Origin of the sequence: Paenibacillus sp. FSL F4-0243 (assembly GCF_037963295.1) — a bacterium.
Lineage (GTDB): Bacteria > Bacillota > Bacilli > Paenibacillales > Paenibacillaceae > Paenibacillus_AQ.
The window spans coordinates 3,174,798-3,199,462 of the sequence record NZ_CP150151.1 but is presented as its reverse complement, the minus strand read 5'-3'; the positions used below and the strand labels follow the sequence as shown (position 1 = coordinate 3,199,462).

Annotated in this window: 29 protein-coding genes; 5 read left to right on the top strand and 24 right to left on the bottom strand. The window is 40.1% G+C overall.

Going from position 1 to position 24,665, the window contains the following annotated elements:
• Positions 1-7: 7 nt before the first annotated feature.
• The 5 genes from NSS87_RS14280 to NSS87_RS14260 all read right to left on the bottom strand — a co-directional run bounded on the left by NSS87_RS14280 (position 8) and on the right by NSS87_RS14260 (position 4,686).
• Positions 8-940, bottom strand: coding sequence for a LysR family transcriptional regulator (locus NSS87_RS14280; protein ID WP_339247951.1), 933 nt, complete (start codon positions 938-940; stop codon positions 8-10).
• Between the two features lie 122 nt (positions 941-1,062).
• Positions 1,063-2,178: a phosphodiester glycosidase family protein gene (locus tag NSS87_RS14275; RefSeq protein WP_149644427.1), complete on the bottom strand. Its 1,116-nt coding sequence runs from the start codon at positions 2,176-2,178 to the stop codon at positions 1,063-1,065.
• A gap of 175 nt (positions 2,179-2,353) precedes the next feature.
• Complete coding sequence (locus NSS87_RS14270; RefSeq protein WP_339247948.1) at positions 2,354-3,055, bottom strand: hypothetical protein; 702 nt, start codon at positions 3,053-3,055, stop codon at positions 2,354-2,356.
• Complete coding sequence (locus NSS87_RS14265; RefSeq protein ID WP_339247947.1) at positions 3,033-3,749, bottom strand: ABC transporter permease subunit; 717 nt, start codon at positions 3,747-3,749, stop codon at positions 3,033-3,035. The genes NSS87_RS14270 and NSS87_RS14265 overlap by 23 nt, the downstream gene beginning before the upstream one ends.
• Positions 3,742-4,686: an ABC transporter ATP-binding protein gene (locus NSS87_RS14260; protein WP_339247945.1), complete on the bottom strand. Its 945-nt coding sequence runs from the start codon at positions 4,684-4,686 to the stop codon at positions 3,742-3,744. The genes NSS87_RS14265 and NSS87_RS14260 overlap by 8 nt, the downstream gene beginning before the upstream one ends.
• Before the next feature lie 184 nt (positions 4,687-4,870).
• On the opposite strand from NSS87_RS14260, the gene NSS87_RS14255 reads away from it, so the two are divergent.
• Positions 4,871-5,092: a helix-turn-helix transcriptional regulator gene (locus tag NSS87_RS14255; protein ID WP_042127498.1), complete on the top strand. Its 222-nt coding sequence runs from the start codon at positions 4,871-4,873 to the stop codon at positions 5,090-5,092.
• Positions 5,073-5,519 carry a hypothetical protein gene (locus tag NSS87_RS14250; protein ID WP_339247941.1) on the top strand — a complete coding sequence of 149 codons (447 nt, stop codon included), beginning with the start codon at positions 5,073-5,075 and terminating at the stop codon, positions 5,517-5,519. The genes NSS87_RS14255 and NSS87_RS14250 overlap by 20 nt, the downstream gene beginning before the upstream one ends.
• A gap of 105 nt (positions 5,520-5,624) precedes the next feature.
• Here the strand turns inward: NSS87_RS14250 and NSS87_RS14245 are convergent, their stop codons facing one another.
• From NSS87_RS14245 to NSS87_RS14230, 4 genes are all read right to left on the bottom strand, one after another.
• A complete protein-coding gene (locus NSS87_RS14245) occupies positions 5,625-7,157 on the bottom strand; it encodes a TPM domain-containing protein (RefSeq protein WP_339247939.1) in 1,533 nt (510 codons plus the stop codon).
• A 208-nt stretch (positions 7,158-7,365) separates the two neighbouring features.
• The gene (locus tag NSS87_RS14240) at positions 7,366-7,728 is read right to left on the bottom strand and encodes an acylphosphatase (RefSeq protein WP_339247937.1); all 363 of its coding nucleotides are present in this window, start codon (positions 7,726-7,728) and stop codon (positions 7,366-7,368) included.
• Between the two features lie 164 nt (positions 7,729-7,892).
• A complete protein-coding gene (gene cysK, locus NSS87_RS14235) occupies positions 7,893-8,831 on the bottom strand; it encodes a cysteine synthase A (protein WP_339247935.1) in 939 nt (312 codons plus the stop codon).
• Positions 8,832-8,901: 70 nt separating this feature from the next.
• Positions 8,902-9,927, bottom strand: coding sequence for a LacI family DNA-binding transcriptional regulator (locus tag NSS87_RS14230; protein WP_339247931.1), 1,026 nt, complete (start codon positions 9,925-9,927; stop codon positions 8,902-8,904).
• Between the two features lie 326 nt (positions 9,928-10,253).
• Here NSS87_RS14230 and NSS87_RS14225 point away from each other — a divergent pair, with 326 nt between their 5' ends.
• Complete coding sequence (locus tag NSS87_RS14225; protein WP_339247928.1) at positions 10,254-11,306, top strand: 2,3-butanediol dehydrogenase; 1,053 nt, start codon at positions 10,254-10,256, stop codon at positions 11,304-11,306.
• A 79-nt stretch (positions 11,307-11,385) separates the two neighbouring features.
• On the opposite strand, the gene NSS87_RS14220 is transcribed toward NSS87_RS14225, so the two are convergent.
• The 3 genes from NSS87_RS14220 to NSS87_RS14210 form a co-directional block, all read right to left on the bottom strand.
• A complete protein-coding gene (locus tag NSS87_RS14220; protein ID WP_339247925.1) occupies positions 11,386-11,982 on the bottom strand; it encodes a GNAT family N-acetyltransferase in 597 nt (198 codons plus the stop codon).
• Positions 11,979-12,659 (bottom strand): HAD family hydrolase, encoded by a 681-nt coding sequence (locus tag NSS87_RS14215; protein ID WP_339247922.1) that lies wholly within the window; start codon positions 12,657-12,659, stop codon positions 11,979-11,981. Before NSS87_RS14215 ends, NSS87_RS14220 begins: the two co-directional genes overlap by 4 nt.
• A 150-nt stretch (positions 12,660-12,809) precedes the next feature.
• The gene (locus NSS87_RS14210) at positions 12,810-14,258 is read right to left on the bottom strand and encodes a DHA2 family efflux MFS transporter permease subunit (RefSeq protein ID WP_339247919.1); all 1,449 of its coding nucleotides are present in this window, start codon (positions 14,256-14,258) and stop codon (positions 12,810-12,812) included.
• 152 nt (positions 14,259-14,410) lie between these two features.
• Between NSS87_RS14210 and NSS87_RS14205 the strand changes: the two genes are divergently transcribed.
• Positions 14,411-14,959, top strand: a complete 549-nt coding sequence (locus NSS87_RS14205) for a PadR family transcriptional regulator (RefSeq protein ID WP_076285812.1) — start codon at positions 14,411-14,413, stop codon at positions 14,957-14,959.
• Between the two features lie 60 nt (positions 14,960-15,019).
• Here NSS87_RS14205 and NSS87_RS14200 read toward each other — a convergent pair whose 3' ends face one another.
• From NSS87_RS14200 to msrA, 4 genes are all read right to left on the bottom strand, one after another.
• Positions 15,020-16,426: a HAMP domain-containing sensor histidine kinase gene (locus NSS87_RS14200; protein ID WP_339247916.1), complete on the bottom strand. Its 1,407-nt coding sequence runs from the start codon at positions 16,424-16,426 to the stop codon at positions 15,020-15,022.
• Positions 16,423-17,130, bottom strand: a complete 708-nt coding sequence (locus NSS87_RS14195; RefSeq protein ID WP_179086671.1) for a response regulator transcription factor — start codon at positions 17,128-17,130, stop codon at positions 16,423-16,425. Before NSS87_RS14195 ends, NSS87_RS14200 begins: the two co-directional genes overlap by 4 nt.
• A 21-nt stretch (positions 17,131-17,151) precedes the next feature.
• Positions 17,152-18,342, bottom strand: coding sequence for a cell wall-binding repeat-containing protein (locus NSS87_RS14190; protein WP_339247913.1), 1,191 nt, complete (start codon positions 18,340-18,342; stop codon positions 17,152-17,154).
• A 172-nt stretch (positions 18,343-18,514) separates the two neighbouring features.
• Positions 18,515-19,027: a peptide-methionine (S)-S-oxide reductase MsrA gene (gene msrA / locus NSS87_RS14185; protein WP_339247912.1), complete on the bottom strand. Its 513-nt coding sequence runs from the start codon at positions 19,025-19,027 to the stop codon at positions 18,515-18,517.
• Positions 19,028-19,190: 163 nt separating this feature from the next.
• Between msrA and NSS87_RS14180 the strand changes: the two genes are divergently transcribed.
• The gene (locus NSS87_RS14180; RefSeq protein ID WP_339247911.1) at positions 19,191-20,099 is read left to right on the top strand and encodes an aldo/keto reductase; all 909 of its coding nucleotides are present in this window, start codon (positions 19,191-19,193) and stop codon (positions 20,097-20,099) included.
• Between the two features lie 55 nt (positions 20,100-20,154).
• Here the strand turns inward: NSS87_RS14180 and NSS87_RS14175 are convergent, their stop codons facing one another.
• The 8 genes from NSS87_RS14175 to NSS87_RS14140 all read right to left on the bottom strand — a co-directional run bounded on the left by NSS87_RS14175 (position 20,155) and on the right by NSS87_RS14140 (position 24,661).
• A complete protein-coding gene (locus NSS87_RS14175; RefSeq protein ID WP_076285850.1) occupies positions 20,155-20,961 on the bottom strand; it encodes a class I SAM-dependent methyltransferase in 807 nt (268 codons plus the stop codon).
• A gap of 56 nt (positions 20,962-21,017) precedes the next feature.
• Positions 21,018-21,647 carry a class I SAM-dependent methyltransferase gene (locus NSS87_RS14170; RefSeq protein WP_339247908.1) on the bottom strand — a complete coding sequence of 210 codons (630 nt, stop codon included), beginning with the start codon at positions 21,645-21,647 and terminating at the stop codon, positions 21,018-21,020.
• 74 nt (positions 21,648-21,721) lie between these two features.
• Complete coding sequence (locus NSS87_RS14165; RefSeq protein ID WP_042127470.1) at positions 21,722-22,120, bottom strand: Rrf2 family transcriptional regulator; 399 nt, start codon at positions 22,118-22,120, stop codon at positions 21,722-21,724.
• Between the two features lie 109 nt (positions 22,121-22,229).
• Complete coding sequence (locus tag NSS87_RS14160) at positions 22,230-22,634, bottom strand: hypothetical protein (protein WP_339247907.1); 405 nt, start codon at positions 22,632-22,634, stop codon at positions 22,230-22,232.
• A 67-nt stretch (positions 22,635-22,701) separates the two neighbouring features.
• Positions 22,702-23,475, bottom strand: coding sequence for a DUF817 domain-containing protein (locus tag NSS87_RS14155; RefSeq protein ID WP_339247905.1), 774 nt, complete (start codon positions 23,473-23,475; stop codon positions 22,702-22,704).
• A gap of 66 nt (positions 23,476-23,541) precedes the next feature.
• Positions 23,542-23,757: a helix-turn-helix transcriptional regulator gene (locus tag NSS87_RS14150; protein WP_042187934.1), complete on the bottom strand. Its 216-nt coding sequence runs from the start codon at positions 23,755-23,757 to the stop codon at positions 23,542-23,544.
• A gap of 10 nt (positions 23,758-23,767) precedes the next feature.
• On the bottom strand, positions 23,768-24,241 hold the full coding sequence (locus NSS87_RS14145) for a DUF2975 domain-containing protein (protein WP_042187933.1): 474 nt from the start codon (positions 24,239-24,241) through the stop codon (positions 23,768-23,770).
• A 204-nt stretch (positions 24,242-24,445) separates the two neighbouring features.
• A complete protein-coding gene (locus tag NSS87_RS14140) occupies positions 24,446-24,661 on the bottom strand; it encodes a helix-turn-helix transcriptional regulator (RefSeq protein WP_042127458.1) in 216 nt (71 codons plus the stop codon).
• Between the last annotated feature and the right edge of the window lie 4 nt (positions 24,662-24,665).

The following is a 24,665-nucleotide window of genomic DNA, read 5'->3' as shown; positions in this document are numbered from 1 at the left end:
CCTACTGCTATAGTAAAAAATGATTTAGATCAAAATAACTTCCTGAAACCAGGTCATTCAAAATCTCGATATACTTAGATGCCATTACACTCGGTCTGCGATCTTTATGCGCTATCCAGCCAACCGTAAATACTTCATTGCTCTCAAAAGGAATCGTCTTCAGTCCATCACCATTTAGATCAGACGCCAGAATTCCTGTGCCTACCGTATAGCAATCCGTACCCATTAATAAATTGGTCAGTGTCGCTCGGTCATTCACCTTAATATTCTTCTCAATTTGTGAAAAACTTAACATTTCCTCTGAGAAATGCAGTGAATTGTTCTCCCCCTGTTCAAAAGTGATATAAGGGAATGGCACAATATCATCCTGAGTAATAACTTCCTTATGAGCCAGCGGGTGTCCGGTTCGAACATAAAGATGCGGATCGGTATTAAAAAGTGGTGTGAATTTCAGATTGCCATCACTAAACAGTTTATTCATATGCTTATAGTTACTCTCGTTAATATAAAGAATTCCTAAATCACTACGCAAGGTACGTACATCTTCGATAATCTCGTAGGTTTGCGTCTCTCTCAAGCTAAAGTTGTATTCTGAGACGTCATTGTGCTTCATGAGATTTACAAAGGCGTCAACCACAAAGGCGTAGTGCTGCGTAGAGATGGAAAAATAGATCGGACTACGCTTTTTCCCCGTATAACGATTCTCCATAAGCTCTGTCTGTTCAATAATTTGGCGGGCATAACCCAGGAATTCCATTCCCTCAACGGAAATACTGATTCCACGGTTGGTCCGCTCAAAAATCGTAATCCCCAGTTCACTTTCTAACTCTTTAATGGCATTGGACAGGCTCGGTTGAGAAACAAAGAGCTTCTTTGCCGCCTCATTCATGGAGCCACTATTTGCAATTTCGATAGCGTAGCGGAGTTGTTGCAACGTCACTCCTATTCCCCCTGTTCCAGACCTGTTAGTTCTGTATTCTGTTTCATGCTAGGTGATATCGTAGCATATTTTCATATGGCAATCCAAGATAATCCTTATCTTATTTACGTATTAAGAGTGCTTTAGCGTGTACGCTTCTTAGCAGCATCAATTTTGGAGGGGTCAAGTCCCTTCCAAATATTCGGCATATCGACTTGCTCAGGGTGCTCAAACACAAGAAAAGCCGTAGGTAAATATCGTTCCCCATATTGAGAAGATGGCTTGTTCATAATCTCGTTGTCTTTTACCAGTACGGTAGAAGAACCCCCATCCAAATTGGCAGCAATCACTGCTCCATGCTTAAGAAGGATTTGCTGCACATCGTATAGATTTGCACCAATACTATAAGTAGGTTGTCTTCCATCAATAACAACAAATATAATCGCTCCGTCAGCTCGCTGGCCCATCGCTGTTCTTGGTGCAATTCCCCAACCTTCAGCCGCGTTCTTAATCAATCCTTTTCCATTGACGATTAAACGAGGGCTAAAAGTCACTGCCTCCTGAACACCCATTTTACTAATCTCGTCTAAAGAATAATTTCCAGCAACCATCTTCCCTTGTTTATCAAGACCTACGATTTGCGTGGATTTCTTGCCACCGAGACCGTTGTAATATAACTTACCTTGTGAGATCACAATACCGATAGGTTTAAATCCGTTACCTTTCCAGTTGGGGTCAGCGAATCCACCACCGTTAACTCCAGCGATAGCACCTGTGCGCTTCACCATACTAGTCACTTTCTCACCTGACCCTATTTTATCCGGAATTCCCAAACGGACTTTAGTAGGATCATTAACGATCATGACATATCCTGAATATCCAGTACCTGAGACGTTTTCTATCTCGACCAGTGGTTTCTCTTTTACTTCAGGTTCAGGAGTGATGGTATGTGTATCCTTTTCGACCCCCATCTCTTCAAATTGGGCACTATATTCAGTCACTCTGTTCTTTAATCCGTCCTCACCAATAATATATTTAGCCATGTAGCGGTGCTGTGTTGTAATCAGTGTATCAGCGATTGAATAGCGCAGATTTTTAGCCGAAGGTGCAAAGTAAAACCAACCGCCTCCAGCAATCAACAAAATTAAGCAGAATAAAAACACTTTGGATAGTGTTCGGAAAAAACTCCGTTTCTTACGTTTTTTTGTTGGCTTCTTTTTACGTACGGTGGAACGTTGAGGTAATGATGAAGTGCTCACTTCTTTTTCCTCCCTGACTATTACGGAATTTGAAAATAAATGTCTAACTTTATCATAGACGATAAATTTTATGAAAAGTTTCTGTTAAGGGAATTACTAGTTATACGTAAGTTTCTGAGCATACACAAAAATATCGCCGTACGATCCTCATCATACGACGATTGTTAGTTCTCTTTTATAATTTTGCCATTATTTGTGGTCTCTTTATTCGCTGCAATACATAACAAATGAAGAATAGATTTATTCCCAGCAAAATAATCATAATCCCTGCTGACCATTCTAATGGATGCTTTACACCAAATGTAACCAGTAAAGAAGGTACCATCGTCAAGAAGCTTAGTGCTGAAGCAATATGTAATCCTTGTCGTGGCTTTTGCATTACCATGGATAATATTCCAGTTATAAAGATCATGAATATGCAAATCAGAAGATTATCAAAGATTAATATACTTTGTGCTGTTGAGAACCAAATGAGGCTGGTTTCATGCATGAAAACATATTGGATGAAGTTTGCGCTCAGCCAAGTAAACAATGACGACACTACCAGCATTACTAATGAAATCAGGATTGCAATCATACTCTTCCCAATGAACATTGACTCTGTTCGTATTGGCGTTGACAATAAAGATTCAAAGGTCTTATATACTTTTTCTCCTCCAATCGAATATGAGATCATATTTACTGTTATTCGAGGCACACCTAGAGCCATAATGATGATTGGATAATAAAAGTTCAATTTGCCAAAATAAATATAGGCTAGCATCGTAAAGATGGCTGGTGCAACGATTAAGAAAAGCATGCTAAACCGAAATCGCTTTAAAGCTACGAAATATTTCCATTCATGATGAAGAACACTAGACATTTGTGATTTCATCAAAAACACCTACCTTCTTATATGACTCTGCAAGAAAATACGAACGATCCATTTTCTTAACTCTTATAAAGATAAAATAAGAGTTAACCCCTACCAAAACGACTAAAAATACTGCTGATAGTAAATAAGTAGCCACCATCAAATGCTGAGTAAATAAATTAAAAAGAATAACAATATAAATATAAATCGGATAAAAAACTACGCTTAGCTTACTATTCGCCTTCTGGATATCATCAGAAGTAATGGATCGATCTACTCCTATTAAAGTGACGGCTAATAAAATATGAAAAAATAGAATCAACATACCTACCCATTCCCAAAAATTGTTTTGAAAAGGCTTGTATGTGAAACTCTTCACTAATAGCATTAAAATGAATATGGATAAATAACAAACTCCACTGCTAACGATGCAAAACATACATTTTCCATAAAATAGGCTTCTGCTCTTAATTGGTGAGGATAATAATGTTTCTATCGTTTTCATTTCTTTCTCACCCGCAAAGCTATTGGCTGTCCATTGCTTTAACAGAGTAAGTGGAAATAAGATTGATCCGCTCAACAAAACAGTATCGTTCATTTGAAACACAGGAGCTACGATCCCTATGAGAACTACAGCACATAAATGAAAGATCAGAGCGCCTTTATCCTTGAAATACTCTTTTATCTGCATCCTAAAGACGGTTTCTATTTCATTCATTTGGTTTCTCACCATTTTCTACCTGCATATACAGCTCTTCGAGGTCAAATTCCTTAGTTTCAATATTCTTCACATCTATCTCTAATGTGGCTAACACTTTGATCAACTTCGAAATCGCAATATTTTCTGTTAGTTCAACGATAATGGTGTTTTGCTGTACCTTGTATTCAATATTTATTTCAAGACTAGACAGCGCCTTATGAAGACGTTCCAAATCAGCGGACAAATCTTGGTTGCAGATAATACGGACTTTACTATTGGCTTGCTCTTTTAATGCTGCCATTGTGTTAGTATATACGTTTTTCCCATGTCGCATTATTGTGATCTTATTACAGATCTTTTTTACTTCTTCTAAATTATGTGTGGTCAAAATAATGGTGGTCCCGTACTTTTGTGCTAAATCATGCAGCATTACTCTTAAATGATCGATGCTTACTGGATCTAGTCCATTCGTGGGCTCATCTAATAAAAGGATTTTAGGTTTGTGAAGTAAGGCTCTAGTTAAAGCAACCTTCTTCTTCATCCCTGTAGAAAAGCCCTTAACAGGCAAATGCTTCTTATCTAGTATTTCAAAATCACTCAATAGCTCGTCTATTCGTTTGTCGTAATCACTACGTTTCATACCATATATTTGAGCAAAATAACTTAAGTTATCATATACACTCAAAGGCTCATATAACCCAACGTCTTCTGATAAAACACCACACATTTTACGAACAGTGTCACCCTCTAGATTAGGATTACAACCAAATACAGATACCTCTCCCTCATCAGGCTCTAAAAGTCCTAATAAGAAACGAAGAGTAGTTGTTTTCCCAGCTCCATTATGTCCCAATAAGGCGTAAACATCTCCCGCCTGAATGGAAAGGCTCAATCCATTGATAGCATCTACACGCCTGAATGTCTTTTTTACATCTTTCAGTTCAATTTTCCGCATCGCACAATCCTCCTTAATAAACCCAAAATAAGTATAGCAGACTATACATATATTGTATAGTTAACTATACTTATTTGATTGTGATAAATTTTTTTATTGATATAATAAGAAAGTACGACGTTGTCGTTTTCGGTTTTCATCATGAAAGCAATTTTCGATATTATTTAATACATGGGAGCATGACATGAAAACAAGAATAAGAGAATTGCGAAAAGAGCGAAAAATATCTCAAGAGGAATTAGCAAAAGCGGTTCGTGTCACTCGGTTAACCATTATTTCAATTGAGAATGAAAAATACACAGCTTCTTTAATCCTTGCTTATAAAATAGCTAAGTATTTTGGATTAACGATTGAGGAAGTATTTGATTTCTCTGAGGTGGAGGAAAATGATGAATCAAAAATATAAAGCGAGGATTCAAAAACGTTTACGTACCAAAATAATTATCGCTGTTATTGGTGGACTTGCTGTAATAGGTACCTATATTATTAAATTGCTTAATACCACGGCAGATTTGGCTTCTATTGATGCGTATATCACAGGATTTTTCTTTGGTATTGAAGGCGTCTGTATAATGAACATAATACAGCTTAGAAAGCTGCTTAAAGACGAGAATGCGCTTGAAGAAATGGTGATTTATGAAGAAGATGAAAGAAATCAAAGTATCAAATTAAAAGGTTACAACTCCACTATAAATTTAATGATTTGGTTGCTTTCATTTGGAAGTATTATCTCATCTTTCTTCAACCAGGTTATCTTTTTCACATTGGCAAGTGTTCTTGTGGTCTTGTTAGTCGCGTCTTCATTATTCAGATGGTTTTATACTAGAAACTGAGTGGGGTACATAAGCTCCCTCCTCCAATTAAAATAGCTGTCTCAGTAGTAGAATTTCCACTTGTGAGACAGCGCCTTTGCACCTCTTATTAATTGCATGATTTATTCAGTGTCTACCCGCTCCGCCACCACTGCTGGCGCTACCTCCACCACCTGATGATCCACCACCGCCGGAATAACCTCCTCCACCGGAAGAGCCACTATCATTGTTAGAGTAGCTGCTGCTGGAAGAGCTAGAAGAATGTCTACCTGCACCTCCGCCACTACTCGAGCCTCCGCCCCCACGATTCTCGTTGCTTGAGGAATATCGTCCTGCTCCGCCACCTCTAGTAGATCCGCCTCCACCACTGTTTCCCCAGAAGCTTGACTGTGAGTTATTGGATGGTGTGTTTCTATGATGATGATGGTGATTATTATAGTGATTATTATAACGTCTGTGCCAACGTCTACCATAACCGTAATCCGCTTGACCGTACCAATTCCCATACCGCCGAATATTTCTTGGGCTATACGGATTAAATGGCAAACCGTACATTTCAATATATTTATTGCGTCGTGAAAGACCATATCCGAATAGTATGAGCGGAGCAAATATCAACAAGTAAATTAGAAGGCCTTTTCCTACACTAACACTAGTCTCCTTTGCTGAAGTGGTTGTTGAGGAAGAATTGGCGGCTGTAGTGCCTCCACTGTTTCCCGTCGCTCCAACGGATTGATCCGCTCTAGCCAATAAGAAGCTGTACAAAGCATTAGAAGTTGCCGTAGCTCCCGTTCCGTAATCTTTTTTCACAAATTGGGGCTCAAGTACAGTATCCAAAATATTGCTGATTGCATCATTAGTTAGAACCTTGTCGATGTCCTTCCCTTGCAGAACATGATAGTTGTCTCCACCTATGTCTAGCACGAGCATAACATCCTTAGGGCCAGCAGCAACGGAGGCAAACTTCATGTAGGTATAATCCTGAAGTGTTTTATCTCCTGCGTTCTTTACAGTAACCACATAAATTCCGCTTCCAGTTGTAGTTTTATATCTGTTGCTAGATTCGTTCAAATAATCCTTTGTTACTTTTTTGAGTACACCGGCATTATCGGATACATAGTTTTTGGTGCCGACATTTTCCACCCAGGTCCCACCCATGGCTTGAATAAAAGCGCCATAAGTTTTACGTGCACCGTTACTATATGTTTTAGCTGCAAAATCCGGCTCAAGATATTGAGAGAGAATATCTTTAATCTTACTGTTAGGCAACGTGTCCTCAATACCCTTACCTTGTACCGCCCAGTAGTCATCATCTTTTATAGAAAGAAGTAGCAAAAGCCCGTTATTCTTATCCGCAGAGCCTACACCCCAGCTATTGAATAGCGAAGTTGCATACTCTTCCATCGAAACTCCATTTGTAGAATCGACTGTCACCACTACGACTTGAGCACCCGTATCCTGATGTAATCGAATTCCATAGTTCACCATGTAATTCTCAGCTTTCTCGTCGATCACATTCGCAAAATCATTCACATAAAATGACCCAGTATGCTTAGGTACAGCTGTCTTGGCTGAAGTTAAAACCGGAAGAAGCAAAACACTTAACATCAGGGTGGCAAGTGTGGTAAGAAGCATCTTTCTAAAAATTCTGTAGTTCATATGTACCTCCTGCTCTATCATAATCTCTTTTATTTATCGGTTACGCATGGCTTAAGCAATAGTTCCATTTTATTCTATTCTGTGTATTACACAGCGAAGAATGAACTGAGAAACTTTAGTCCCAATTAATCTATTCATATTCTTTCTCCTTTATCTTCCTAATCCAAAAAAGACAATCCACTTCTTAATTCTACTAATCCATATGTACTTATTTCACTATCGTAAAATCTTTCTCACTCTCATTAAGAGGCAGATCACTCATAGTTACTTTCTTTACAGATGCCCGTTTCAATGATTTCATGCAATGGACTAGAAAAGAGATTCGCTGCTCTTCTCCTTGTACTTCTACCTCTACACTTCCGTCGTTTAAATTTTGTACCCTACCCGTTAATTTCATTCTTTCAGCAATCGTATATAATTCCAAGCGGAATCCTACGTTTTGAACTCTACCCGAAAAAACCACTTTCTTTCTAACGACAGGACTTGAAGGAAAATCCAGTAACTGAATACGATTTGCATGCCAAATCACATAATTATTTCTAACTTTTTTGAACACATTCACACGTTTCATACTCCTTTTTTAGAACTACTACGATTTATGCTATATTGTACCATAGCCATTGGTAAAATAAGGGGCTGAATTGATCACTCTTTAGTTACTAAATGCACAAAAAGACTCAGCATTCCGCTGAGCCTCCAAATTTGTATCAACTTCAAGTCATAGGTTGGTTCAAGCTATTCATTAAAATCAAACAGAGTAGTTGTTAAATAACGTTCACCAGTATCCGGCAAAATCACCACAATCGTCTTCCCTTTATTTTCTGAACGTTTAGCAATTTCTGTAGCTGTGTATACCGCCGCACCAGACGAGATCCCTACAAGTAACCCCTCGGTCTTGGCAATTTCACGCGCTACATTAAATGCGTCTTTATTCTTCACCTGAAAAATCTCATCGACAACCTCTTTATTGTAAATCTCCGGAATGAAGTTAGCCCCAATCCCCTGAATTCCATGCGCACTAGGCCGGCCACCAGATAATACCGGTGAATCAAACGGTTCGATAGCGACGATCTGTACCGAAGGGTTCTTAGCCTTCAAAGCTTCCCCAACCCCTGATATGGTGCCTCCAGAACCAACACCCGCAATAAAAATATCTACATTTCCATCAGTATCCCGCCAAATTTCCTCTGCAGTTGTCGTTCTGTGAATTTCAGGGTTAGCTGGGTTGCTGAATTGTTGTGGAATGAAAGCATTTGGAATTTCCGCTGCCAATTCCTCTGCCTTTTTCAGAGCACCGCTCATTCCTTCAGCTCCAGGTGTTAATACAAGCTTAGCACCAAGTGCAGCCATCACCTTACGGCGTTCAATACTGAATGTATCCGGAAGTACGATAATCAACGGATAGCCAAGGCTAGTAGCAGCCATTGCAAGGCCAATGCCGGTATTGCCACTTGTTGGCTCAATAATTACAGAATCTTTGTGAATTAAGCCTTTATCCTCAGCATCTTTGATCATCGCATACCCTATACGATCCTTGACGCTACCTCCAGGATTAAAAGACTCTAACTTGGCAAGGATTTTTGCTTCAACGTTCTGAGATTTACTATATTTCGAAATTTCCAATAACGGTGTATTACCAATCAAATCTGTTACGCTTTTATATATTTTAGCCATAATAATCTCCTCATTTCATATTCCCCCATCAACTTACTTAGTATTAAGTCTAACAGGATTTAGAGGATTTTCAACCTGTCGTACTACGCTTAACCGAAACACTAGACTCTCGCACAATTAAACGCGGATCAAGCTGCACCCTTTGGTAGTCGCCCGTAATATTATCCTGAATGCGTTGCAACAGAAGCTGAGTAGCCAATCGGGCGACTTCATCGCCCATGATCGAGACCGAACTAATCTGCGGACTTGTAATGGTTGTCCATGCGTTATTATCCACCCCTACCACTGCCACATCCTCAGGAACACGAACGCCTAACTCTTTAAATCGGTTTACGATCCCTATAGCGACCATGTCATTTACAGCATATATTGCATCTGGCATATGGGTCAGGCTATAGAAATAATCTGCAGCTTGTACCCCCGTTTGCAAGGAGAAATCCTCGCCAAAATAAACCAAAGAAATATCCACTTGATTTAACGCCTGCTGATAGGCAAGATAACGATCTTCAATGAGATCCTTCTGAGCTCCTGCGTAAGCAATTCTGGTTCGGCCAATATTGCTTAGATGTTCCATGATTAGCTGGCCCTCAAAACGTGACAGGCTTACGATATCCGCTTTCACATTCTCTGTAATGCGTTTCCCGTAGTTAATGATCGAGACAGGAACACTCGATTTATTAATTAGCTCTACCATAGTCTTGGGATAAGCAAGAGGCATGATAATGAGTCCATCAACATGTAATTTCTTGATCTCACGAATCGTTTCGAGCTCTGTCCGCGGATTTCCGGAAGTATTAATCTGAATGACTCGATAGCCGTCCTGTTTAGCTGCTTGCTCCACGGACCAGGCGATATCTGGAATAATGGCATTTCGAATGTCGGGAACGGCCAGAGCGATTTGCTTCGTTTGGCGAATCTTCAGACTTTGTGCAGAGGTATTAGGTGTAAAACCCATCTCCTCAATCACTTGCAGTACTAATGCCTTAGTCTTGGAACTAATTCCCTCCGAATTATTAATCGCTCTTGAAACAGTAGCAATACCTACTCCCGCTCGTTTCGCTACATCCTCTATGGTTACTTTGTTTTTATTAGCCAAGTTGATAGTCCCCTCATTTTCGGAATCGTTTCCGTAATCATAGCTATTATTAAATCTATCCGTCTCATTCAAGCCGTTTTCCCAATGTATTTATTATAACATATATGGACTTATAAAAGCACTTATAGCAAGTATCACACAGTCTATATATGCCTGCTATCGCTAAGTTTAGGTGAAAATTTTCACTAATTTTCGATATTAATATTTTAGTATTTAAATTTGACAATATGAAAATTATGTGACATATTTGTTCTCGGAAACGTTTCCTCTTTTCCAGGAAAAAAACACTTTTTATTATCAATTAATTAATCTAGGAGATGAATGATATGCAAGCATTAAGATGGCATAACGTCAAAGATCTACGGTTAGAAACGATTGAAGAACCAGCAGCACTTGAAGGGAAAGTGAAAATCAAAATAGAATGGTGCGGGATTTGTGGCAGCGATCTTCACGAATATGTAGCCGGTCCTATTTTCATTCCCCAAGGTACAGATCATCCCCTTACTGGTGAAAAAGCGCCAGTCGTAATGGGACATGAATTCTCTGGACAAATCGTTGAAGTAGGTCAAGGCGTTAACAAGTTTAATGTTGGTGATCGAGTTGTCGTTGAACCAGTTTTTGCATGTGGTGAATGTGTAGCTTGTCGACAAGGCAAATACAATCTTTGTGAAAAAATGGGCTTCCTAGGTTTGGCTGGAGGCGGCGGTGGATTCTCAGAATACGTTGCAGCAGACCAACATATGGTGCACAAAATTCCTGACAGCTTGTCCTATGAGCAAGGCGCTCTAGTAGAACCTTCTGCAGTTGCTCTGCATGCTGTTCGTTCCAGTCAATTGAAGGTTGGAGATAAAGCTGTTGTATTTGGCGCTGGCCCAATCGGTTTGCTTGTTATTGAAGCATTGAAAGCATCCGGCGCAGCTGAAATTTATGTTGTTGAGCTCTCAGAAGAACGTAAGAGCAAAGCTGAGGAACTTGGTGGTATTGTAATCGATCCTAAACAATATGATGTGGTTGAAGAAATTCAAAAACGCACCGAGGGTGGCGTGGATGTTGCTTTTGAAGTCACAGGTGTCCCTCCCGTTCTAACACAAGCTATCAATTCCACTAAATTAAGTGGTCAAATCATGATCGTTAGTATTTTTGAAAAAGATGCTACGATTACTCCAAACAACATCGTACTTAAAGAACGTAATTTAACTGGTATCATCGGATACCGTGATGTATTCCCAGCAGTAATTAGTCTCATGGAACAAGGTTACTTCCCTGCAGACAAACTGGTGACTAAAAGAATCAAATTGAACGAAGTGATTGAACATGGGTTCGAGGCGCTTTTGAAGGAAAAAAATCAAGTGAAAATTCTTGTAAGTCCTAAACAATAACCATAAGCAGCCAAATGGCTGATCTATAGAGCAAGAGTCCTTCTCCATAAGAGAGGGACTCTTGGCTTCTTTTATATAATTATGAGTACTTCTCATTTAATAAATAGTGCAGATTCTCTTTTACCGATGGCCATTCTTTATCCAAAATACTAAAGACAACATTATCATGAATCGAACCGTCAGATCTGATTCTATGCTGGCGTAGAACCCCTTCTTTTACAGCCCCTAATCGTTCTACCGCTCTTTGTGACCTCAAGTTAGTCTTCACCACTGTAAATTCTACACGAATCAGCTTTAGCTCTTCAAAACAATAATGAAGCAGTAATGACTTAGCCTCGGTGTTCACACTCGTTCTCCAATATTCAGGTGAGATCCACGTACATCCGATTTCAGCATTGCGATGAACCAAATCCGGATGCATGATTCGAGTGGTACCGACGATTTGTCCAGTAGCTTTTTCAATGATGACGAAGGGAATTTGCGATTCATTGTTTTGATTTGCGAATGCGGTTGTGATTAAATCCTGTACCTGCTCGTCCGACGTTATTTTTCGCCAAGTAAATTCCCAGATGTTTGGATTTCTTAATACTCTCGCTAGCCCTTCTACATGGCTGTCATCCATTGGAACCAGCTTGACTGTATTGCCCTCCAAGATTGAATTACGAGGTTGGATCATTTCGCACACCGCTCTCTTAATGATATATGTTGGATGATATCCGCAATTTCTTCTACTCGATAAGCGATATGATCTGCCCCAGCATTCTCCAGTTCTTCTTTAGGTCCGTAACCAAACGTCACACCAATAGATTCTACTCCACAACCTATAGCACCAATAATATCATGCTCTCGGTCCCCAATCATCACAGCTTCCTCCGGAAGAATAGCATTCTGATCGAGTACGTACTGTATCACATCTTTCTTTTTAGAACGGGTGCCATCCAGATTACTACCACCGATATGCTCAAAATAATGATCTAGTTTATAATGCTTAAGAATTTGTTCTGCAAAAACAGTAGGCTTGGAGGTAGCTACATACAATGAAAATCCTTTATTCTTGAGGTCTTCCAGTAGTTGCGGTATACCTTCAATCACCATGTTCTCAAGCATTCCAACGGTGCTGTAACGCTCACGGTAGAATACAACTGCTTGTTGCGCTTGTTCCTCTGAGAACTGATGCAGCTCGATAAATGAATCATAGAGAGGTGGGCCTATGTAAGGAAGAAGTTTATCCAAATGCTCGATCTGTATATCAAATTTGTTCAATGCGTATTCTACGCTTTTTGTTATGCCTTCTTTAGGGTCCGTTAATGTACCATCCAAATCAAATAAAATACTTTGTAGTCCTCTTCCCACTGCTGTCTTGCTCCCCTCAATTGATATTAATGGATGTATTTATAATACCTTCGTTTCAAGATACTTTCCACATACTTCTCACATATAAAAACATAAAAAAAGCAGATCAAGGCTAAGTCCTTGGTCTGCTTTTCTAATGTGATGCGAAGGTTATCCCGCACTTTGAACAGAAATTACACTACGCTTCTTGCGCAATAAAAACATAAGTGGTAATCCAAACAACACGATGATAGAGCCGACTACGAATACATCATTCACACCCATAGTGAACGATAATAATCTTATCGAATCTGCATTACCTGCACCTGAACTGATCAATTCTTTAGAGTGCAATATGGATCTTGTGGACAAAATAGAAGTGAACACCGCAATCCCAAGTGAGCTTAACACATTCCGAACCCAGTTGTTGATCGATGTGGCATGACCTGACCATTCGACTGGAATTTCCTCCATAGACGCTGTGCTACTCGGAACGTTAGCTAATCCAATACCTAAATTCCGAACCACCATTGCCCACATAATGAAGCTGTAAGAAACATTTGTATGCAGCCGACTCATCATGAATAAACCGATGAAAATAAATAAAATACCAGCAGAAATTAACTTCACAGGCCCAAACTTTGGATACATCTTACCCACGATAGGACTAAGTAAAGCCAGCAGAATCGAAGATGGTAATAAGATAAGCCCCGTTTTAAGTGTTGTTGCTCCTTCTACCGTTTGTAAGAACAATGGAGTTAAGTAAGTTCCAGCATACATTGCTATCGTCACCAAACTATAGATACTAAGCATGGCAGTAAAGCGCCGATTTCGAAAGACACGCAGATTCAGCAATGGTACTTCCGCCTTCAGCTCGTGCAAGACGAAGAAAACTAAAAGTACGATCCCCATAAGTATTAAGGATAGGGTCTTCCATGAGCTCCATCCCCAGCTATTGCCTTGGCTAAATGCGGTTAATAAAGATAAGCTGCCCAGTACAACAGTTAGGAAGCCAGGAATATCAAATGATTTCGGAACATTCATTCGATAGTATGGAATTAACGTTACGGTTAGAATAACAGCAATGATCCCAATGGGAATGTTAATTAAAAATAACCAGTGCCAGCTAGCATACTGAAGTAACCATCCGCTAAATGTCGGACCTATGGCTGGGGCTACCATCGCGGATAGCGACCATAGGCTCACGGCGAAAGGTCTGCGTTCAGCTGGAATCACTTGGAATATAATCGTCATCGTACAGGCCATAATCAGCCCGCTGCAAGAGCCCTGAAGCATTCGAAATACAATCAAAGAGGTTGGATTCCAAGCTATTGCACAGAGTAAGGAGAACATGGTGAATCCCATCAAAGCGAATAGATACAGTCGCTTATAGCTAAATCTGCCTCCCAGATATCCGGCAAGTGGTGCAGTTACTCCCGTTGCTAGCATAAAACCTGTAACCATCCATTGCATAGTGTTCAGGTTCGAATGGAAATGATTCATTAAAAGAGGAACAGCTATGTTGATGGTCGTTGTACTTAAGACAGAGACGAAGTTTCCGAAGAATATGGCAATCATTATAGGCCAAAAATGAATTTTACTTTCTTGTTTAACGTCCATGCTACCCCTCCTCATCTTTTTTATATGTCTACTTTTACATATATAATTCAACTTAAATAATGTTATAATCGTATGGATAATATGTCAATGATGACATATCGCCAAAAATCACAATGAAAACGGATTTATAATAACTGGAGGGCTTCATAGTAATGAATACACTGTCTTATGGACTTCTTGCTTTACTAAGTGCTAACTCGTTGTCTGGATATGAATTAACACAGAATATAAAACCGTTATGGCGAGCAGGACATAGTCAAATCTACCCTCTTCTTATGAGCATGGAGCAGCAAGGTTACATTTCATATCAGCTCATTGAGCAATCGGATAAGCCGGATAAAAAGGAATACTCCATTACGGAAGCAGGACTTGAGCAATTGCGGAATTGGGTGGAAACTCCAGCTGAGCCTCCAGTCCTACGGGACGAGCTACATTTTAAGCTGTATAGTCTATGGCTCTCCAAACCCGAGGAGGCAAAAGAACTTCTACAAAAACGAGCGGAGTTTTGTAAAAGTGAGCTAGAACGATACAAGGTCTTGCTGAAAGCTAACGAAGTCTTACGTGATGAACGAAGTGAGAGTCGTGAATTAAAAGCAACGACTTTTGGACGCTATTTACTCATTCGGAAACGTGTGCTCGATATGGAGAGCTCTATACAATTTTGCGAGTGGGCACTTGAAGAGCTTGAGCCAGCAAAATAGCGTTAGCTGACAACAATTAAAAAGAGACTTCGCGTACATACGCAAAGTCTCTTTTGGCTCTTACTTTTCGGATTTTGTTAATCTAGGCAGCCGTACCTCGCATCGGGTTCCAACTCCAGGCTGACTTGTAATTCGAATCTTACCGCCGTGTAATTCTACAAGCTTTTTAACAATGGATAGTCCAAGACCTGTACCACCATATTGCCTGGATCGTGATTTCTCAACTCTGTAAAAGCGTTCAAAGACATAGGGCAGTTCTTCCTCAGGAATACCTATTCCGGTATCCTCTACAATAAATAAAACGGTATCTCCGTCGACATCCTCATCTACATGGACGGTAATCTCACCTTCATCCGTATAACGGATCGCATTCTCCAGAAGATTCATCATAATCTGTTCCATACGCTTTTCATCTCCACGAACCCTATACGAAACTCCATGATACATAATCTTCAGCTGAAGTCCCTTTTCTTTGGCTTTCAATTCCACTCTGCGTACCGCTTGTTCTGCCATGTGCTTAAGATCTATCCAGTCCAGCGTAAGTGAGATTTTACCTTCTTCCATCTTTGCCAGTTCAAATAAATCTTCTACCAGATGCTCAAGCCGATGCGCTTCCTCGTGAATAATATCCAAATACAGATCTCGTTCCCCTTCGGTCTCATAAAGCCCATCCTTTACGACCTTAGTATACCCCTTCAAATAAGTGATGGGTGTTCGTAGTTCATGAGAAATGTTGGCTAAAAATTCCTGACGCGTGTCTCTATATCTTTGCAGATCTATAGCAAGGTCGTTGATAGCTCCTGCCAAAAATCCGATTTCATCGTTACTCCGTATGGAAAGTCTCGTTTCCAATTCACCGGCAGCAATTTTTCTAGTCGCCTTCTGCATCTTGATCAGCGGCCTGGATAACAACAAACTAATTATTCCCGTGATCCCTAGTGCCAATATAAAGGCCCCAATTCCTGCGAGCAACAATAGATTACGGATAGAAGCCAAGGATTGCTTCATATTCTCTGTAGAGGACATTACATATAGTGCAGATTGGATGGTTTGACCATTTGAAATTGGTTTCCCAGTGATGAAATATCTGTGTCCAGTAGGATCTGTATACTCAAAATTCACACTTTTTCCGGCAAATATCCGACTAATATCCGAAGCATTTATGAATGAACGATCTGCGCGGTCATGAATACCCGAATGGAGAATGACACTACCGTCTTTTGAAATATTAAATATACTCACGTCCGAAAACTCTGCAAAAGTACTCATCATCTGCTCATTTGAACTATCCGGTGATTCAGCCATTACGATAAAATGCGAGGTTAGCTCCTCAGTTTCTTTTTGCATCTCGTTGTAATAAAAACTGGTAAACATTCGGTCTATCGTTATCCCAAGAATAAACAAAACAACTAAAAAAACAGACATAATAACTGACCCGAGCTTCAGTCCGATCATATTATTCTTCATAGATGATTACCTGGGATCTCAAATTTATAGCCTAACCCCCATACCGTTTGAACAGGATTATAAGACAGACCCGCCTTATGTAATTTCTCGCGAATATTCTTAATATGTGTGTCGATGACACGGTTCTCACCCTCATAATCATTACCCCATAAACGCTCCACTAGTTCTTCTCTCGTAAAGACACGGTGCGCATTTTGCGCCAAGGCCGTTAGCAGATCAAATTCCTTGAGTGTAAACTCAACTGCTGTATCCAGAATATGTACCTCACGAGCATCCGGGTAAATCGCTAGCTCAGGGTAGCTCAGAACTTTTTTCAGAGGTTGTTGGGTCGATGTAAGCATTGAACGCCGTACCAAAGAATAAATTCTTGCCACTAATTCCTCTGGCTCGAACGGTTTGGTGAGATAGTCATCCGCTCCTATTCCGAGGCCACGAACCTTGTCCTTAGTTTCTGAGCGAGCTGTTAGCATTAGAACGGGGACAGAGCTTACCTCTCTAACGGCTTTACAGACCTGCCAGCCATCCATATCTGGCATCATCACATCCAGCAGGATTAGATCAAAGTTCTGTTGTTTCAGCAAAGTGAGTGCCTCATGCCCCGTTGACGCTTCTCTAGTCGTTATTCCTTCTCTTGTTAAATAAATCCGAATTAAATTCCGCATGTTCCATTCATCGTCAACGATCAGTACCTGAAGCTTATTCAAGTTGTTCACCCTCTTCGTGGCCTAGTGACCGGAATGTGGATTGCCTCCTGCCGCCGGTGAGATTTCCAGCATATCATCGATTTCGCTTTGGGCACTTTCTTTTATTACGTTGATGTCCCCAGTTAACCAAGCATGATTATAGGGGCCTTCTGCTGGTGAATCTTGAAATTTAGGTTGAAGGGTCATCATATATTCCATCACGGAATCTGGCAACCCGTCTTTTTCCGTAAAGATAAGCGGTGCATGTTTCCCTAAATGCGAAAAAGGTGCAGCGGCGATCGCCAGCATCGTTGAATCGGTAGTCAACAAAGACAAGTTATGTCCAGGTGTCGTTATGCCCCAGCCGAAACCGTTGCTGGCGTCCTTAAAAGTAGCAAAAGCAATGGCATTCTCATAAATGTCTTTTCCAGCTATACGGGTTACGGTGCCGAATTCCTGTAATTGCTTTTCTACTGCTGTAGATACAACTTTTTCAGGTCCTAAGATATAAATCGTAGCCGAACCTCCACGCTCTTTCAAAGCATTAACGGTAGGGTCTGGAATTTCATCTTTTGTTACATAGAGAAGCGGCTCTGGCATATGGGCGATCCAATTCACTGCAGGCAGTGTGTACTCAGGACTATCCATAGAACCTACAATGACTGCCTTTGGAAGTTCACCAGAAGCTTTTGCATAATAAGTATCAATGGCTTGTGCTATAGCTGCCGGCTCGTCCCCTTCAATTCGATCTACTTTCAGATCCATTGTCTTTAATTGTTCTTCGACATTGGAAGCCATGGGTCCGACGAGCACTACTTGTACACCATTATTACCTTCTGCACCTAAAGGATTCAATCGCTTAAGCTCTGCTAACGTTGCCTCAGGGACACCCTCTTTAGTTGTAAAAAGAATAGGGCCATTATTCGGATGATGGATCAAATCCGCACTAACCGCGGCAATCTGCCAATTGCTTACATCCGTTAATACTACACTTGAAGGTCTGTTGTTCTTCGTCTGTGCAGTCCATAGGGTTTGTGAAACGATAACTGCTGCCGCAGTCGGGTCAGAAGTGTTTATACGAGTTGTGTTTTTTGATGCGATCCATGGTTGATCCACTGACGATATAGAAGCTTGCTTATCTGATCCAGATGGGGCATTATTGCCCGATTGACAGCCAGCTAACACTGCACTTAGAAGCAATGTTACAGCAACTATGGGTATGATTTTTTTCATCTTAAACCCTCCATTTTAATTTCTCGCTTAATTTAGAGTAGTTTAGTCTATAAATGTGTAGAAAGTATGTAGAATTTAAAATATATAAAATTTGTATATGATGCAAAAAAAGCACCTGTAAGCCATGAACGACTTAGGATGCTCTTTTACTTTAGAAATTCCGTTTCTACAATTACCAGTATTTAGCGATAAAGGTATCCCGTCCGGATTGCTCACGATCCTCTTTATAATGCTTGGGGTTCTTGTGATGATAGTCCTGATGATATTCTTCCGCTCGATAAAAGGTTGGCGCTGGAAGGATTTCCGTCACAACGGGTCCTGAGAATCTGCCACTCACAGCAACTTGCTCCTTCGAGGCAAGGGCTGCTAAACGTTGTTCTTCGTTATAGTAAAAGATGGCTGTCCGGTATTGTGTTCCTCTATCCTGAAATTGTCCACCATCATCCGTGGGATCAATCTGAGGCCAATATAATTCAAGCAGCTTCTCGTATGAAAAAAGCGCTGGATCAAACGTAATTTGTACCACCTCGTAATGTCCTGTTGTTCCTGTTTTGACTTCTTCGTAAGTTGGGTTCTCGGTTAATCCTCCAGCATATCCCGATACAATCCCTTGGATACCTGGTAACTCCTCGAACGGTGTAACCATGCACCAAAAGCAACCACCTGCAAACATTGCTTGTTCCATATGTTCAAGTCTCTCCCTATCCATCATCATCTAGTAAATAACATATGCTATGACGATAATGCTTCTAGGTTATAATGTCAAAGGAAATCATTCATTTACATTCGAATTCGATGCTTTAAGGCGTTATAATATAACAAACAACGGAATTAGAAAGGAACAACCTATGAATAAAAATCGTTTGGGTCAGTCCGATTTATATGTAAGTGAAGTAGGACTCGGCTGCATGTCCTTAGGTACGGATGAGGCACAAGCCATTTCCATCGTCCATGAAGCGCTCGATCAAGGCATTAACTTTTTAGATACAGCCGATCTGTATGATGAGGGTCGTAATGAAGAGATCATTGGTAAGGCGATTCGCCACCGCCGCGGTGAGGTAATATTGAGCACAAAAGTGGGTAACCGCAGAATTCCAGGTCAAGAAGGCTGGAGCTGGGATCCATCAAAATCCTATATTAAATCCGCAGTCAAAGACAGCCTAAGACGCCTCCAAACGGATTATATCGATCTGTATCAGCTGCATGGCGGAACGATCGATGATCCGATGGATGAGACCATTGAAGCCTTTGAAGAACTTAAGCAAGAGGGTCTAATCCGATATTATGGGATCTCTTCTATTCGACCTAATGTCATTAGAGAATATGTAAAAAAATCAAACATAATCAGTGTAATGAGCCAATACAGTATTTTAGATCGACGTCCTGAGGAAGAAATCCTCCCTCTGCTGGCCGAGCATGGGATCAGTCTAATAGCCCGGGGTCCTTTGGCGGGTGGCATCCTTTCGGAGAATGGCCGCAGCAAGGCAGCGAAGAAGTACTTAGATTACAGTAGTGAGGAGATTTTGAAGTTGCATGATCAGCTTGTGCACGCAACGAGTCACACTCGCCCCCTAGCACAAACTGCGCTTCATTATTCGCTTGGTCATCCGTCTGTAGCGGTTATTATTCCTGGAGCGAGTAGTATGGAGCAGTTGAAGAATAATGTAACGGCTGCTAAGTCAGCCCCACTGTCTTCGGAGGAAATCGAAATGATCCGCGGGTTGAGTAAAGCGAACCGCTACACACTACATTTGTAAAGTAGTCTGTCATTTATAAAATTAAGAGCGCCAGTTAAGAAACTGGCGCTCTTTTTTATTTTCTTTTACCGATGTATAACAAATGGGATGAGATGCCCAAGATTGAGGGATCATTTGCTTTGGATATGAGAAAGTTAATCAAGCTCTCTTCCCCCTCTTGGTGAGTCCAATACTGTTGCTGCTCTGCAGATAACATGGCTGCAATACTTGATGAACCAATTAAATCTATCGACTCAAATCCATTCCTTTCCATGAAAGGCTGAATCTCATCAATGTTAAAATAATATGCACCTGTAAATCGGCCCTTGTCACTATGATTAAAGATTCCGCTCTCATAGAATTCATTGATGGTGTTCATATTATCGTTCGGTTTCCACTGCTGCGGAGATTGTAACGAATTAATGGTCATTCTCATTCGACTTTGAAAAGCCACGAATACTAAGCCATCTTGCTTGGTCACGCGGTGCAACTCTTTTACTGCTAAAATTCGTTCCTCTTCCTTCTGCAAATGATACAAAGGACCGAGCATCAATGAAACATCATAATTCTCATTAGGTATTCCTTCTAAATCAATAGCATTTAAGTTATGAAACCCGTCAAATTGCTCAGTTAATTCTAGTTCAGCTGCCTTTTCCGTTGCTACTTCAACTAATTTAGGTGTGATATCTGAAAGGGTTACTGTATATCCGAGCTTAGCCAGTTCGATCGCGTATTTACCGGGTCCCGCGCCATTATCCAGCACCTTCCCAGCTGATGGCATATATTTCTTGATATAATGGAGATTAATAATGAACTCTAAGGGTTCTCTATCCAGCCTGCCCCACTCATCAAAGCTAGAGTAATAATCAATAATATTGCTCATCAACATAACACCTACCTTCTTTTAAAATATATTCTCTTCGATATGTCGAAATTTTTCTATAGTTCTCTCTTACATTTTACCATTAAAAAGTTTATCGACGGTTTATTGATCATGTCCTTGTGCGGCTCATCAATTTCAGAGAACTCAACTAGTCCATAGGTTTCAAACTCTTGTGTAATGGATTCAGCATCATAAAAAAATATTTTCACGCCATAATCTGTCTCATAGTAATTTTTATCCAATAGAGTACCTTTTCCAAACATAGGAGCTTTTTTCGAAACTGTTGTAAAAATCATATAACCACCTGGCTTTAACTGGTTGTAGCAATCCTTAATGAACTTTTCTCTTTCACTTTTATTCAACAGATGAATAAGACCATGGCAAAATATTCCCTCATAGAGGTTATTATCATACGGCATGTCATTCACTGAACCATGAAAAATGCTAATATCAATTCCATTTTGCCTCGCCAAATCAATTGCTGTTTGAGAAATCTCAATACCCGTTACATTTATCCCACTCTCTATAAAAACCTTTGCATTTCTGCCATATCCAATCCCTGGTACCAATATGTCTTTAACATTCCTCTCAAGGAAAAAGTCCTTAGTGGCGATCGCAGAGTCTGTAGGTTCAAATCCCCACATCGTTTGTTTTTCTATAAAGCTTGATTCCCAGAATTCCGTCATATTTCATTCTCCTTTATATTAAAGTCATTACGGACTTATATTATCTTTAATTATATTCAAAAAAGAACGGATCTTTACTCCGTCTTCATTGTTTTCGCCAAATCTGCAATTTTCTTGTTTTCCAAGTACTGCTCCATCTGTCTTTCAGCGTCAATCACAACCTGTTGAATCAGACACTCGCTACCGTGATCCAGGCTACATTCGAACAAAGATGCAGTCCCTTCGATCGCATGGATAATATCCAGAAAAGAGATCTCTTCGGACTTCCGTCTGAGACGATACCCACCGTTTGCTCCGGGTGCAGATTGAATCAATCCAGCCTTGACTAGCTTGGTCATCATTTTGGACAGATAGGTTTGCGAAACACCCAGCTTCTCAGCAAGTAATTGAACACCTACAGGCTTATCGGACGCCGCCGTCACCAGATAAAGCATTGCATGAAGCGCATAGTCTGTCGCTTGGGAATATTTCATTCAGCACCTCCATTAACGACTTTGAAAATCCATAATAACTCTAATCGTTAAAAAAGACAAGCATGTGCAATCAGCTGCTTTCTTCTATACTCTGGAAAGAAATTCAGATCTATATAATTTCCTTTACTACTGGTTCCAATGTTGAAATAATATCAACGACATGGTCAATACAACAGATCCCATAGTGCTTATATGGTTTTGGAAAATCCTTTGATGCAAATATTCCATTAGAAATAAAATCAAGATACCTTGATTTCTTATAAACCCTAAATGTTCTTCCGTCAAATTCCTCGTAATCATCCCAAGAGGTAAAGAATTCATTTCTAATCGAATATGCAATATAGGAGTGAAAATCAACTTGTATTATGGGAGAGCTTTTCTCACCATCCATAAGAGGCTCAGCTATATCACTAGCTTTGCTTTTACAAAAAGATAACCTTAGTTGATTTACCTCTGGCTCTATTAGACCAAAGAAAAACACATCCTGCAATTCTTTTAAATCTGTATATTCCATCTCATCTCCCCCTCATCACTAATTTGTTCTTACTCCATGTACTACTATTTCCTTTGAAGACAATACTCTACTCTTTCGCGTTACGGTTAGCTTTAACATGTTTAAGCTGAGCAACTATAATGACACTAATAATGACCAGAAGGAACCATGAACTGATCTTACTGACACTAACCACATGCCATACCTGATTCTGATCAGGATATTTCCAAGCATTAAAGAATGTAGCGATATTCTCAGCTAACCAGATAAAAAAACCTACTAAGAAAAAAGCCAGTGTCAAGGGCATCCGATAAGTAGTGTTTCGTACCCGATAAATGATCCAAGTTTTCCAAAAAACAATGAGTACAAGCCCCTTTAGCCACCAGCGAAAATCAGGAATGAAGTGATGCGTGAAAAAGTTCAGATAAATAGCTGCTCCGAGCGATCCTGCAGCAGCAAGTCCCGGCCAGCCCGTCATATCCATTTTCAGTCTACGCCAAATTTGACACATATAGCTCGCGACGCTCGCGTACATAAACCCGCTATACAGTGGCACTCCAAACACCTTGGTTAGCCCGGGTTCAGGGTATGACCATGACCCCATTCTTATCTTATAAATTTCCAACAGCAAACCAATAATGTGAAATACACAGATGACTTTAATTTCATCTAGCGTCTCTAATCCAGTACGGTACATAAGGTATTGAACGGTAAGTAATATAATAAGAATGGCATCATATCGGTAAATGTAAGGCAGATCTATTACGTTAGAGAGAGCTAAAGTCCCAAAGATCGCAACAGGAAATATGCAACTCATCGCCTGATGATAGCCAAAATGCAGAAACTGCGTTGTTGATTTCAATGATGCGCTCTCCTTTCCAGGCAATGCTGTTCTTTTCAATCTGCGGAGTCGATTACTCATTACGATTTAAGCATCCTCGTCCATTAGGTATTCTAAAATATCTCCAGGCTGACATTCTAAAGCTTTACAAATCGCATCAAATGTTGATAGTCGAATCGCTTTTGCTTTTCCATTTTTCAATATAGAAAGATTGGCCATTGTTATTCCAACCCTTTCTGTAAGCTCTGTAACGCTCATTTTTCTTTTAGCTAACATCACGTCAATATTCACTATAATCGCCATTATTTTCACCTCAGACTGTTAAGTCATTTTCTGATTTAATTTCTATGGCATTTTTCAAGAGCTTTTGAAGAACAGCAGCAAAGACCGCAATCACAATTGGAGCACAAGTCATGACAAGTCCAAGTACGATTAGACCTGGTGCATCGGCTTCCTGTGCCATTTCGTAAATAAGTGGCATACCTGCCGCATATAAGATACTGATGATGATTGCACAGTAAATTATATTTTTTAAAGCCTTAATGGATAGTTCTGAGAACGCTTTGTTCTTGTCAATATAGCTTAGAAGTCTTAACGCCTGATATAAAGCTACGAAATAGGCTATCACTGTTACATACACCCCTATAAGAACGGGATAAACCAAATACACCGGATAATCTCCAGCTGCCTTGTTAGGTATCGTAGGTAACCAAAAAATACACAAAGCAAGAACCGGAATTCCAATAAGAATTACAACTATCTTTAAAAAGAGTGTTTCACGTTTCATAAACTGCACCTCACAAAGTTAATAATCTGGATTCAATTTATCACATAATTTATCGTTATTCAATATATATTGATTGTATTACAATTATTTTTTATCATTAATATAACCCCCTATTATTTCACACCTCCAATTATTGCACATCAAAAAGGCCCCCTCCTCATAAAGATTGAGAAAAGAGCCCTGCCTCTACTATTCATTTATTTCTTAAGTCTCCTCGTCACTTTTGTATTCTAAAATATCTCCAGGCTGACAATCTAAAGCTTTGCAGATCGCCTCTAATGTTGATAATCGAACCGCTTTCGCCTTTCCATTTTTCAATATAGACAGATTAGCCATTGTTATTCCAACCCGCTCCGAAAGCTCGGTCACGCTCATTTTTCTTTTAGCCAGCATCACGTCAATATTAATAATAATCGCCATTGTT

What these genes read in the sequence shown, in the direction of transcription:
- NSS87_RS14265 (WP_339247947.1), bottom strand. Translation starts at nt 3,749, where the DNA reads ATGAATGAAATAGAAACCGTCTTTAGGATGCAGATAAAAGAGTATTTC.
- NSS87_RS14260 (WP_339247945.1), bottom strand. Translation starts at nt 4,686, where the DNA reads ATGCGGAAAATTGAACTGAAAGATGTAAAAAAGACATTCAGGCGTGTA.
- NSS87_RS14255 (WP_042127498.1), top strand. Translation starts at nt 4,871, where the DNA reads ATGAAAACAAGAATAAGAGAATTGCGAAAAGAGCGAAAAATATCTCAA.
- NSS87_RS14250 (WP_339247941.1), top strand. Translation starts at nt 5,073, where the DNA reads ATGATGAATCAAAAATATAAAGCGAGGATTCAAAAACGTTTACGTACC.
- NSS87_RS14245 (WP_339247939.1), bottom strand. Translation starts at nt 7,157, where the DNA reads ATGAACTACAGAATTTTTAGAAAGATGCTTCTTACCACACTTGCCACC.
- NSS87_RS14240 (WP_339247937.1), bottom strand. Translation starts at nt 7,728, where the DNA reads ATGAAACGTGTGAATGTGTTCAAAAAAGTTAGAAATAATTATGTGATT.
- cysK (WP_339247935.1), bottom strand. Translation starts at nt 8,831, where the DNA reads ATGGCTAAAATATATAAAAGCGTAACAGATTTGATTGGTAATACACCG.
- NSS87_RS14225 (WP_339247928.1), top strand. Translation starts at nt 10,254, where the DNA reads ATGCAAGCATTAAGATGGCATAACGTCAAAGATCTACGGTTAGAAACG.
- NSS87_RS14220 (WP_339247925.1), bottom strand. Translation starts at nt 11,982, where the DNA reads ATGATCCAACCTCGTAATTCAATCTTGGAGGGCAATACAGTCAAGCTG.
- NSS87_RS14210 (WP_339247919.1), bottom strand. Translation starts at nt 14,258, where the DNA reads ATGGACGTTAAACAAGAAAGTAAAATTCATTTTTGGCCTATAATGATT.
- NSS87_RS14205 (WP_076285812.1), top strand. Translation starts at nt 14,411, where the DNA reads ATGAATACACTGTCTTATGGACTTCTTGCTTTACTAAGTGCTAACTCG.
- NSS87_RS14200 (WP_339247916.1), bottom strand. Translation starts at nt 16,426, where the DNA reads ATGAAGAATAATATGATCGGACTGAAGCTCGGGTCAGTTATTATGTCT.
- NSS87_RS14190 (WP_339247913.1), bottom strand. Translation starts at nt 18,342, where the DNA reads ATGAAAAAAATCATACCCATAGTTGCTGTAACATTGCTTCTAAGTGCA.
- msrA (WP_339247912.1), bottom strand. Translation starts at nt 19,027, where the DNA reads ATGGAACAAGCAATGTTTGCAGGTGGTTGCTTTTGGTGCATGGTTACA.
- NSS87_RS14180 (WP_339247911.1), top strand. Translation starts at nt 19,191, where the DNA reads ATGAATAAAAATCGTTTGGGTCAGTCCGATTTATATGTAAGTGAAGTA.
- NSS87_RS14175 (WP_076285850.1), bottom strand. Translation starts at nt 20,961, where the DNA reads ATGAGCAATATTATTGATTATTACTCTAGCTTTGATGAGTGGGGCAGG.
- NSS87_RS14170 (WP_339247908.1), bottom strand. Translation starts at nt 21,647, where the DNA reads ATGACGGAATTCTGGGAATCAAGCTTTATAGAAAAACAAACGATGTGG.
- NSS87_RS14165 (WP_042127470.1), bottom strand. Translation starts at nt 22,120, where the DNA reads ATGAAATATTCCCAAGCGACAGACTATGCGCTTCATGCAATGCTTTAT.
- NSS87_RS14160 (WP_339247907.1), bottom strand. Translation starts at nt 22,634, where the DNA reads ATGGAATATACAGATTTAAAAGAATTGCAGGATGTGTTTTTCTTTGGT.
- NSS87_RS14150 (WP_042187934.1), bottom strand. Translation starts at nt 23,757, where the DNA reads ATGGCGATTATAGTGAATATTGACGTGATGTTAGCTAAAAGAAAAATG.
- NSS87_RS14145 (WP_042187933.1), bottom strand. Translation starts at nt 24,241, where the DNA reads ATGAAACGTGAAACACTCTTTTTAAAGATAGTTGTAATTCTTATTGGA.
- NSS87_RS14140 (WP_042127458.1), bottom strand. Translation starts at nt 24,661, where the DNA reads ATGGCGATTATTATTAATATTGACGTGATGCTGGCTAAAAGAAAAATG.